The organism is Paraclostridium sp., assembly GCF_051657365.1.
GTDB lineage: Bacteria > Bacillota > Clostridia > Peptostreptococcales > Peptostreptococcaceae > Paraclostridium.
Genome location: NZ_JBOFKN010000215.1, coordinates 1 through 9,747, shown reverse-complemented (window position 1 = coordinate 9,747; position 9,747 = coordinate 1). Strand labels below are relative to the sequence as shown.

Annotated in this window: 11 protein-coding genes; 5 read left to right on the top strand and 6 right to left on the bottom strand. The window is 27.3% G+C overall.

The annotated features are described in order from the left end of the window. Positions 1-233 precede the first annotated feature (233 nt). From ACRCYC_RS16775 to ACRCYC_RS16765, 3 genes are all read left to right on the top strand, one after another. Complete coding sequence (locus ACRCYC_RS16775; protein WP_438620246.1) at positions 234-779, top strand: NADH peroxidase; 546 nt, start codon at positions 234-236, stop codon at positions 777-779. Between the two features lie 155 nt (positions 780-934). Then, a complete protein-coding gene (locus tag ACRCYC_RS16770; RefSeq protein ID WP_438620245.1) occupies positions 935-1,312 on the top strand; it encodes a Fur family transcriptional regulator in 378 nt (125 codons plus the stop codon). A 129-nt stretch (positions 1,313-1,441) separates the two neighbouring features. Beyond that, entirely contained in the window at positions 1,442-2,296 is an 855-nt protein-coding gene (locus tag ACRCYC_RS16765; protein ID WP_438620244.1) for a DegV family protein, read from the top strand. Between the two features lie 237 nt (positions 2,297-2,533). Here ACRCYC_RS16765 and ACRCYC_RS16760 read toward each other — a convergent pair whose 3' ends face one another. Together ACRCYC_RS16760 and ACRCYC_RS16755 are read right to left on the bottom strand one after the other, a co-directional pair. Then, positions 2,534-2,965 (bottom strand): hypothetical protein, encoded by a 432-nt coding sequence (locus ACRCYC_RS16760; RefSeq protein ID WP_438620243.1) that lies wholly within the window; start codon positions 2,963-2,965, stop codon positions 2,534-2,536. A gap of 21 nt (positions 2,966-2,986) precedes the next feature. Further along, a complete protein-coding gene (locus tag ACRCYC_RS16755; protein ID WP_438620242.1) occupies positions 2,987-3,442 on the bottom strand; it encodes a metal-dependent transcriptional regulator in 456 nt (151 codons plus the stop codon). Between the two features lie 153 nt (positions 3,443-3,595). Between ACRCYC_RS16755 and ACRCYC_RS16750 the strand changes: the two genes are divergently transcribed. Then, positions 3,596-3,823 (top strand): FeoA family protein, encoded by a 228-nt coding sequence (locus ACRCYC_RS16750; RefSeq protein WP_438620241.1) that lies wholly within the window; start codon positions 3,596-3,598, stop codon positions 3,821-3,823. 23 nt (positions 3,824-3,846) lie between these two features. Further along, the gene (feoB, locus tag ACRCYC_RS16745) at positions 3,847-5,973 is read left to right on the top strand and encodes a ferrous iron transport protein B (protein WP_438620240.1); all 2,127 of its coding nucleotides are present in this window, start codon (positions 3,847-3,849) and stop codon (positions 5,971-5,973) included. Between the two features lie 45 nt (positions 5,974-6,018). Here the strand turns inward: feoB and ACRCYC_RS16740 are convergent, their stop codons facing one another. From ACRCYC_RS16740 to ACRCYC_RS16725, 4 genes are all read right to left on the bottom strand, one after another. Beyond that, complete coding sequence (locus ACRCYC_RS16740; protein WP_438620239.1) at positions 6,019-6,864, bottom strand: DegV family protein; 846 nt, start codon at positions 6,862-6,864, stop codon at positions 6,019-6,021. A gap of 165 nt (positions 6,865-7,029) precedes the next feature. Beyond that, positions 7,030-7,905 carry an NAD(P)/FAD-dependent oxidoreductase gene (locus ACRCYC_RS16735; RefSeq protein ID WP_438620238.1) on the bottom strand — a complete coding sequence of 292 codons (876 nt, stop codon included), beginning with the start codon at positions 7,903-7,905 and terminating at the stop codon, positions 7,030-7,032. Between the two features lie 107 nt (positions 7,906-8,012). Further along, positions 8,013-8,327 (bottom strand): thioredoxin, encoded by a 315-nt coding sequence (gene trxA, locus ACRCYC_RS16730; protein ID WP_438620237.1) that lies wholly within the window; start codon positions 8,325-8,327, stop codon positions 8,013-8,015. Positions 8,328-8,483: 156 nt separating this feature from the next. Next, positions 8,484-9,747 (bottom strand): sensor histidine kinase (locus ACRCYC_RS16725; protein ID WP_438620236.1); only part of this gene is annotated, 1,264 nt, incomplete at its 5' end.

Sequence of the window (9,747 nt, the reverse complement as noted above, 5' to 3'; positions counted from 1 at the left end):
AGCAAATATATAATCTATACTGTTTATAATAATTAACTTATATTCAATCAATCTAATAGCCACTTTGGTTCTATACACATATATAATTAGAATTAACTAAAATAATAAATTCCACTTTATTATTTTAGTTATTATTAATTTTAATATTGACAACTTATTTAATATAATATATTATATTTATATAAATAATAATAGTAATGATTACTATTTCTAAAATTAGGAGGAATAAAAATATGAAAAAATTTGTTTGTACAGTGTGTGGATATATACATGAAGGTGAAAATGCTCCAGAAATTTGCCCAGTATGTAAGGTAAAAGCTGATAAATTCGAAGAAATGAAAGGTGAAATGATATGGGCTGATGAACACAGAATAGGTGTCGCTCAAGGTGTTGATGATGAAATATTAGAAGGTTTAAGAGCTAACTTTGTTGGTGAATGTACAGAAGTTGGTATGTATTTAGCAATGAGTCGTCAAGCTGACAGAGAAGGTTTCCCAGAAGTTGCTGAAGCTTATAAAAGAATAGCTTTTGAAGAAGCTGATCATGCTGCTAAATTCGCTGAATTATTAGGCGAAGTTGTTGCTGCAGATACTCAAGCAAACTTAAAAGTTAGAGTTGAAGCTGAGTATGGTGCAACTGATGGCAAGTTAAAATTAGCAAAAAAAGCTAAGGATTTAGGATTAGATGCAATACATGATACAGTTCATGAAATGTGTAAAGATGAAGCTAGACATGGTAAAGCATTTTTAGGTCTATTAGAAAGACATTTTACTAAATAATCTCTATAAAATTTTTTAACTCACACATATAGAGTAGCCTCACTCTTCGGCTACTCTATTTTAATATTTTTAGTTTTAGTTTATAATATAATTTGATTATAAATTTACTTTAAAGGGTATATTTATTATAAAAAAATTTATAAGCAGGTGGTATTTTGAAATTTTCAAAACAAAGAGAACTTATATTAAACGCGGTAAAGGACAATACAGTTCATCCTACTGCAGATTTTATATATGATTATTTAAAGAAAGATAATCATAATCTAAGCTTAGGAACTGTTTATAGAAATCTATCTCAACTTGTAAATCATGGTTTTATACAAAAAGTTAGTATGCCTGGTCTTCCAGATAGATTTGATGCCAATGTAATTGAACATAACCATATGATTTGCGATATCTGTGGTAACATACAAGATATACACTGCGATATACTAAAAAAAATTCCTAATATTATTTCAGATGAACTAAATTTAGAAATTATATCTTGCAATGTTATTCTTCGTGGTATTTGTGAAAATTGCAAAAATGATTAATTATCAAAAGGAACTAAATAGTTCCTTTTTTTATATTTTACAATTCAATTATTTTATTATATAATGAATTGTCTTAATATATAATAAAATATAATTTAAATTAATTTTAATATCCAGGAGGAGATTTTTATGGCTATAAAAATAGTTACCGATAGTACATCTTATATACCTAAGGAGTACATTGAAAAATATGACATAAAAGTAGTATCTCTTAATGTTTTTATGGATAACGAAAGCTTGCGTGAACTAGATATAGATAATGAAGCTTTTTATGACAAGATGAGTTCTTTATCACAAATTCCAAAGTCTTCACAGCCTATTCCAGATGAAATGTTAAGTACTTTTACAAATATAGTATCAAAGGGCGATTCATTAGTAGGTATTTTTCTATCTTCTAGCATGAGTGGTACCTTCTCTAGTGCTAATTTAATTAAAAATATGGTTCTTGATGACTATCCTGATGCCGACATACATATACTAGATTCTCAAACAAACTGTATGCAAATGGGATTCGCAGTTATAGAAGCAGCTAAATTAGCTTCACAAGGTAAATCTGTAGATCAGGTTATAAATAGATGTAATTTAGTTTTTAATAATAGTAAATTTTTATTTTCACCTAATACTCTAGAATATTTAAAAAAGGGTGGACGAATAGGTAGTGCTTCTGCTTTATTAGGTTCTATACTTCAAATAAAACCTATCCTTACAGTTCATGAAGGAGTTACTTCAGTATTTACTAAAGTTCGTACTAGAAAAAAAGCAGTAGATACAATCATAAACTCAGTTTTAACTGATATAGATAAAAAAGGACTTGGAGATATAATAGTTCATCACATAAATTGTGAAGAAGAAGGTATAGCTTTAGCTACTATTCTAGAAGAAAAGTTAAATACTAAAGTTCATATACAATCTATAGGTCCTATAATAGGCCTTCATGTTGGTCCAGGAAGTATAGGTATTGCTTATTATACTAATATTGACTAAATAAAATTTAATGCCCTAGATATGTATCTAGGGCACTTTTATGTCTATATATTATTTTTCATATCCTACATTGTCATCAGCTACATTTTCAGATATATATGCAGCTACATACAATCCATACATTAATACTACTAAAACAGCAGTTATTAAAATAATAGTCATATTCACTCACTTCCTTCTTAGTTCTAATTGTAGTTTTTTCATATGAATTTCATATGATTTTTGTATGATTTTTAATTAATGATTTAACAATTTAAAACCATTTATTTCTTCATTAGATTTTATTTTCAAAAGCATTATTGGACCTATCCTACTATTGTATATATCATTGTTGTAACTATCATCTATATTTGCTTCTTCATATTTTATAATTATATCACTATTTTTATTTTTTATAGTTACATTGTTGTAATATTTTCCAGGCCTATTTTTGAAAATTATATAAGCTTCTTCATTTTTCATTAATTTATTTTTATCTTTATTGTTATTAATTATACTTATTCCTTCAGTTTTTTTATTTTCAATCAAATATTTTTCATATATTTTATCACTCGAATCAACTCTATTTACAGATAAAACAGGCTTGAAATTACTATTAGGAATAGTAACTCCTAAAATAAATATAGGTATAAGAATTAATTTCAATATATTTTTATAATTTTTTTTCATATATTAACCCTCTCTATATTATTATTTATATTCACTGAACTTACCCATTACTTCATTATTTTCTTTAAAAAAACTAATTAAATTACTTATTCTAACTAAAGTTTCTATACTTATAGTATGCTCTATCTTTTCAGTTTCTTCATGAATATGTTCTTTTATTCCTATTAAATTCAAAAATTCTTCAACTAAATTGTGTCGATATAATAATTGCTCGCCTATTTCCTTCCCTGTTTTACTTAAAATTATAGCTCCATATTTTTCATGATTTATTATATCTTTTTCTTGTAATTTTTTAACCATATTACTTACAGATGATGGTTTTATATTTAAAGCTTTTGATAACTCGCTAATCTTAACTTCTTCACGCTCAATATATAATCTATAAATCATTTCTATATAATCTTCTTCATTAGGGCTTAAGTTATTACTTTTCATATACTCGTTAAATGTATAAAACTGATTAAACGCTTTCAACATATCCCCTCCTAATACGCTCTTATATCTAATATATTTTCTTTTATTACTATATATTCTATTTTTATGTAACAAATATGTGAGTTTTTTCATAATATCTATTGTAAGAAATTTAGCTTAGGCTAAAACTTATTTAGAATTATGGAGGTATTTTTCATGGTTAAACTTACTGATGTAGATGTATGTAGCACCGTAAGGGTAGAAGGACTTTTATCAGATGGTTATCTAAGAGAAAGGATGTTAGCCTTAGGTTTAACTAATGGTGCTTTAATAGATGTTTTAAGACGAGGTCCCAAAAATAATCTGACAGTTTACAATATACGAGGTGCAATGATTGCACTTAGAAAAGAAGAAGGTGAAAAAATAATAGTTTCATATTTATAGCATTAATCAAGGGGGGAAAAATTATGGGGCTAACTTATGATTCAACAAAAATAAAATCATTAAAGGATATGTTTAATATAGATAAAAAAGAGGATCAATACATTATTGCTTTAGCTGGAAATCCTAATACTGGTAAAAGCACTGTTTTCAACTATATTACAGGTCTCAAACAACATACTGGAAATTGGCCAGGTAAAACTGTATGTACAGCTAGAGGTGATTTTAAATATAATAAAAAAGACTTTGCTCTTATAGATTTACCAGGAACTTATTCTTTGTTCGCAGCATCACAAGAAGAGTTGGTAGCTCGTGACTTTGCTTGCTTTGGAAATCCAGATGCCGTTATAGTAGTTGCTGATGCTACTTCATTAGAGAGAAATTTAAACTTAACATTTCAAATTATGGAACTTACAGATAATGTTATACTTTGTATAAACTTAGTTGATGAAGCTAAAAAAAAAGGTATATCTATAAATAAAACTCTTCTAGAACAAGAACTCGGTATACCTGTTGTTCTAACTTCTGCTCGGAATGGCTTTGGTATGGACGAACTGCTTAAAACCCTAGATTTAGTTGTAACTAAATCATATAAATATAATAATAAAATTATAAAATATGATGATAATATAGAAAATTTACTTAAATTAATAGATACAGATTTATCTGATAGCATACCTTATATAAAGTCTAGATGGCTAGGTCTTAGATTAATCGACGGAGATGAAAGTATTTATGAATCTATTAATAATTATATAAATTCAGATTATAAAAATACTATTATTAAAGTAAAATCCAAGTTACCATCAATTATAGATAAAATCAAAATTAGAGATTCTATGAATTCAACCTTGTATTCATATGCTACAGACCTTTATGGAAAATGCGTCAATATTCAAAGTAAAAATAAATTTCATAGAGATGAAAATATAGATAAAGTTATAACTTCTAAAAAATTTGGATTGCCCTTAATGTTATTACTACTTTGCATAATATTGTGGGTTACAATAGAAGGCGCTAATGTTCCATCTAGTATTTTATCAGATTTCTTATTCAGTTTCGAACCTAAGTTATATAGTTTTTTAGCTAGTTTAAATACGCCTATATGGATAAATGAAATGATTAGCTATGGTCTTTATCGAACGCTATCGTGGGTAATATCTGTTATGTTGCCACCTATGGCAATATTCTTTCCCTTGTTTACTTTACTAGAAGATTTTGGTTACTTACCTAGAGTTGCATTTAATCTTGATCATATGTTTAAAAAAGCATGTTGCCATGGTAAGCAATGTTTGACAATGTGTATGGGATTTGGTTGCAATGCTGCAGGCGTTATTGGGTGTAGAATAATAGATTCTCCAAGAGAAAGACTTATAGCCATACTTACTAATAATTTTGTTCCTTGCAATGGCCGTTTTCCAACATTGATAGCTATCTCAACTATATTTTTCACATATTTTATTCAAGATTCATTTGTTAGCAGCGCAGTCGTTGCTCTTTGCATAGCTTTAACTATAGTTTTTGGAATATTAACAACTTTAGCAGTTTCTTATATATTATCTAAAACTATGCTAAAAGGAGTTCCATCTACTTTTACACTTGAGTTACCACCTTATAGAACTCCTAAAATAGGAAGAGTCATATACACATCTATAATCGATAGAACTATATTTGTTTTATCTAGGGCTGTTGTAATAGCTATTCCTGCCGGTATTATAACATGGATATTTGCTAATATTTATATAGGAGATCTTAGTATATTATCTCACGTTGCAGGATTTTTAGATCCAGTTGCACAATTTATAGGTCTTGATGGATTTATATTGCTTGCATTTATACTAGGCTTTCCTGCAAATGAAATTGTAATACCAATACTTTTAATGTCTTATTTAGCAACTGGTTCTATGGTTGAATTTGATAGTTTATCAGCTCTAGGAGAAGTTTTAAAAGATAATGGATGGACTTATTTAACCGCAATAAATACAATGCTATTTAGTTTGCTTCATTGGCCTTGTGCTACAACTCTTTTAACTATAAAAAAAGAAACCGGTAGCATTAAATGGACAGTTGTTGGATTTTTAATGCCTACTGCCATTGCCTTTTTGGTATGTTTATGTACAACTGGTTTATTTAATATATTCGGATTAGCTTAATAAAAATAGACGTAAATAAGATAATATCTTATTTACGTCTATTTTTTATAATTCACAACAAACAATTCCTATTATTCCAGGTCCTGTATGTGCACATATAGAAGAACTTACATTCACGCTTAAAATTTCTCCTACTTGAAATTCTTCTTCTAACTTTTCTTTAAAAGAATCTAATTCACTAAAATTATCTCCGCAAGTAATCATAACTCTTGTATTTCTTAAGTCCGCTCCAAAATACTCTTTAATTGATAATAATATTTTATTAACAACTTGTTTTTTTCCTCTAACTTGACCTATTGGTTTTACAAATCCATCTTCTATAGAAAGAATAGGCTTTATATTTAACATATTCCCAATAGTAGCTTTAGCTAATGATATTCTTCCACCTTTTTGTAAATAATCCAGAGTATCTACTGTAAAAAATATTTTTATACTTTCTTTTAGTTTCTCTAAATGATTTATTATATTGTCTATAGTGTCACCTTTTTCTATCATTTCAGCAGCTGATAATAAAAAGCATCCACTACCTATAGATAAACTCTTTGTATCTACTATATGTATATTACCTTCTAAATCATTTTTAGCCATCATAGCACTTTGTACGGTTCCAGAAGCCGATGATGATCCTCCTATGTATAAAATATCTTTTCCTTGCTCTAAGTACATCTTAAATACATCTGTAAACTGAGAATATGTACATTGAGATGTTTTAGGCATATTTTCACTACTTCTTAACATTTTATAAAATTCTTCTTTACTTAAATCTATGCCATCTACATATTCTTTTCCATCAAAGATCACTGTTAATGGAACTTCATGTATGTCGTATTTATCTATTAGTTGTCTAGGTACATCAGATAAACTATCACATATTAACTTTGTATTACTCATATAAGTTCCTCCACAATCAATTACTTATTATAAACTTGTCATATAATCTCATTTTATAGTCTGGTACTAATAATATATCATAAGTTTTTCGAAATTTCCACAGATATTTTTATATTGCTTCTATTTAACAATATTATACAATAAAAAAAGCCTTACGGCTTCTTCTTATTGTTGGTTTCTATTTTCTAATTTCTTTTTATCTAAATAACTAACAGCATTAAGTGCAGCTATTTGTCCTTGTCCTGCTGCTTTTAAATATTGATATGGTTTGCCTGCACAATCTCCACATGCAAAACATCCAGGTATATTAGTTTCCATATTTATATTAATTTTTATATGAACACCTTCTGTTTCAATCCCTGGAACTAAAGCTTTTGGAGATGAGCTATCTTTCATCACAAATACTCCATCAACATCTAATTCTTGATTTCTTAATTTTAATTTATTAACCAAATTGTCACCTTGTATTTCTAGTGGAAAATCTTTTATAACTTCTACATTTTCATTTAAATGTAATTCATTTTTATGCATTGGTATAAAATACGTTTTAGATGCTATTTCACTTAAAAAATTTGCATCTTCTTCAGCTTCATGATTATAACCTATAACAGCAACTTTTTTATCTCTATACAAAGGCGCATCGCAAGTAGCGCAATATCCTACCCCTTTTCCTAAAAACTCTTCTTCTCCTTTTATAGGTTTTCCATACTCTACTCCTGTAGCAATTACAACAGTACTAGCTTCAATCATATCATCTCCAGACATCAATGCAAAATAATCTCCCATTGCATATATGTTATTTATTTTTGCTTTTGTTATCTCTATATTCATTTCCTCTAAATGAGTTTTAAATTTATCTTTCAAATCAGTTCCACTTATGTCATAAAATCCTAAATAGTTGTCTATAGATGGTGCTTTTATTAGTTTAGCACTTAAATCATCTGTTCCAAATAGTATTACTTTTTTATTTCTTATAGTTGCATTTATAGCTGCTGATGCCCCTGCTGGACCACTCCCTATTATAGCTACATCATATCTCATATATATTCACCCTCTTTTTTTATTTTTAAATTTAAATATATGTAAGTTAGGGTGCTAATATAACTTAGCACCCTAATAAAAATTCATTTTGTTTATGTTCCTTTTTCTTATAAATGAGCTTCTACTTTACCTTTTAAACTTTCTTTTGGCATAAATCCTACTAATTTATCTACTACTTTACCATCCTTAAATATCATCATAGTTGGAACTGTTGATATTCCAAATTTTTGAGCTAACTCTAAACTTTCATCTATATCAACTTTAACAAATTTAGCATCATTTAATTCTTCTGATACACTTTCAAATACTGGAGCTAACATTTTGCAAGGTCCACACCAAGTTGCGAAAAAGTCTACAACAACCACTCCTTTATTTTCCTCTACTGCCCCTCTAAAACTTCCTGTATTTACTATATTAGCCATATTATTATCCTCCTAATTTATATCAATTTATAATTTTTATTCTTTCTTATATTTTATGTTATAAAGTAATTTTATTCTGTAACTTTATCACATTTTTGTAAATAATACACTATGTTTCTGTATATTTTATATTATACCCAGTCGATTTATTTCAAATCAATTATTTTTTATCTTTTTAGGTACTGTTATATCAAATTTAGTTTCTTTATCTAACACAGAATATACTTTTATATTTCCTTTCAAGCTAGTTATAATCATTTTAGCAATACTAAGTCCAATACCCGATCCATCAATTTCTTTATCTCTAACATTTTCACTTCTAAAAAATCTATCAAATATAAAATCAATTTCTTCATTATTAATTCCTATTCCAGTATCTTGTATCGATATAATAAAACTATTTTCTTTTTCGTATAAACTTATATTTATACAATCATCTTTTCTTGTATACTTAAGTGCATTATCTATAAATATTACTATTAACTGCCTTAATTTATTTTTATCTGTTGTTATATACCTATTTTTATTTTCAAAGTTACATGAAAACATTTTATCATGTATTTCTGCAATTTCAATGTAATCACTACTTATATTTTCTATCAACTTATTTATATCAAACACTTCTATTTCTAACTTATTTATACTTTCTTCTTTAGTTAAATGTAGCAAGTCATTTACCATTTTTTTTAGTCTTCGATTTTCTCTCATCGCATCTGCAATAGTTTCTACCTCATCACTAACAGAGTTTTGAGGATGCTTTAATATACTTTCTAACTTAGAAGATACTATAGATATAGGAGTTCTGAGTTCATGTGAAGCATCTTGAATAAATTTCACTTGGTTATTCCACGTTTTTTCAATAGGTACTAATGCCTTTTTTGTAAGGTACAATGCTATAAAATATGTAGTAACTATAGCAATTATTGCTCCTACAAAGAATACACCTAGTAACTTATTTAATAACCCCATCTCAGAATCTATATTTCTTATTACTTGTATTGTATATCCAGACATATTAAACTTTAGTTCTCTAAATGTGTATCCATTGTATTTATAAGTATTAAACCCTAAACTATCACTATTATTATATGGTATATAATCTCTAAAGTACCCATTAGGTGTAAAATATTTCACTTGATTGTCTTTATATATATATACCATATTTTTGGGGTCTAATAATTTAGGTACCACATATAAATTATTTCTATTTAACTGTATATTTACATATTCTAGCTCATCCTTTAAATGACTATCTACATTTTTATATGTCTGAGCTTTAAAGTATCCATATATACAAAGTGAAAATATAATTAAAAAACTGCTTACAACAGCTATATTAATTTTTATAAGATTCTTTTTAGTACTTACTAATACATCATTGTTTATCATCAAACATATACCCCACTCTTCTCTTAGTAAC

Bases quoted from the DNA above. Each gene is read 5' to 3' on its own strand.
- ACRCYC_RS16775 (WP_438620246.1), top strand. From the start codon at position 234: ATGAAAAAATTTGTTTGTACAGTGTGTGGATATATACATGAAGGTGAA.
- feoB (WP_438620240.1), top strand. From the start codon at position 3,847: ATGGGGCTAACTTATGATTCAACAAAAATAAAATCATTAAAGGATATG.
- ACRCYC_RS16735 (WP_438620238.1), bottom strand. From the start codon at position 7,905: ATGAGATATGATGTAGCTATAATAGGGAGTGGTCCAGCAGGGGCATCA.
- ACRCYC_RS16740 (WP_438620239.1), bottom strand. From the start codon at position 6,864: ATGAGTAATACAAAGTTAATATGTGATAGTTTATCTGATGTACCTAGA.
- ACRCYC_RS16760 (WP_438620243.1), bottom strand. From the start codon at position 2,965: ATGAAAAAAAATTATAAAAATATATTGAAATTAATTCTTATACCTATA.
- ACRCYC_RS16750 (WP_438620241.1), top strand. From the start codon at position 3,596: ATGGTTAAACTTACTGATGTAGATGTATGTAGCACCGTAAGGGTAGAA.
- trxA (WP_438620237.1), bottom strand. From the start codon at position 8,327: ATGGCTAATATAGTAAATACAGGAAGTTTTAGAGGGGCAGTAGAGGAA.
- ACRCYC_RS16765 (WP_438620244.1), top strand. From the start codon at position 1,442: ATGGCTATAAAAATAGTTACCGATAGTACATCTTATATACCTAAGGAG.
- ACRCYC_RS16755 (WP_438620242.1), bottom strand. From the start codon at position 3,442: ATGTTGAAAGCGTTTAATCAGTTTTATACATTTAACGAGTATATGAAA.